Raw genomic sequence first — 788 nt, forward strand, 5'->3', positions numbered from 1 at the left:
GATCACGCCTCGTCGGGGCCGTTAACTTGCCCAGTGTGGCCCCGACGAACGGCGAAACCTCCGGACTGGTCGCGCGCCAGACCGGAACGGGGGAGCCCCGCGAGGGCCCCGGTCGAATGCGGCGGCTGACCCTCTGCGAGAATGGACCGCGTGAGCGAAACCCGAAGTGAATCCCTGGACCCCGCAGCGGGCGGGCCGATGCCCGAGGCCCCGACGCGGGCGGAGGAGAGCCACGAGCGCTCCACCTCCGGGGTTGGCCCCTGGCCCGGCGGCGAGTCCGAGTGGCCCGAGGAGGAGCACTTCGACCCGGAGCTGCTCGCGCAGGGCGACACCCGCAACGTGATCGACCGGTACCGCTACTGGCGGATGGACGCGATCGTCGCCGACCTCGACGAGCACCGGCACCCCTTCCAGGTGGCCATCGAGAACTGGCAGCACGACATGAACATCGGCTCGATCGTGCGCAGCGCAAACGCCTTTGCCGCGGACACCGTGCACATCGTCGGGCGTCGGCGCTGGAATAAGCGCGGGGCAATGGTCACCGATCGGTACCAGCACGTCGTGCACCGACCCGATGTGGCCGCGCTCGTGGCCTGGGCCGAGGAGTCCGGGGTGCCGATCATCGCCGTGGACAACGTGCCCGGGTGCGTTCCGATGGAGACCTTTGACTGGCCGGAGCGCTGCGTCATGCTCTTCGGGCAGGAGGGGCCGGGGCTCAGCCCGGAGGCCATCGCCGCCGCGAGCGCCGTGGTCGAGATCACGCAGTACGGCTCGACCCGCTCGATCAA

The 788-nt window shown here is 70.3% G+C and carries 1 protein-coding gene; it reads left to right on the forward strand.

Annotated features, from left to right (window positions below):
- Positions 1-198: 198 nt before the first annotated feature.
- Positions 199-788 (forward strand): TrmH family RNA methyltransferase (locus OOT08_RS10645; protein ID WP_325092913.1); only part of this gene is annotated, 590 nt, incomplete at its 3' end.

It is taken from the genome of Leucobacter sp. M11, assembly GCF_035726885.1.
Lineage (GTDB): Bacteria > Actinomycetota > Actinomycetes > Actinomycetales > Microbacteriaceae > JAPFRB01.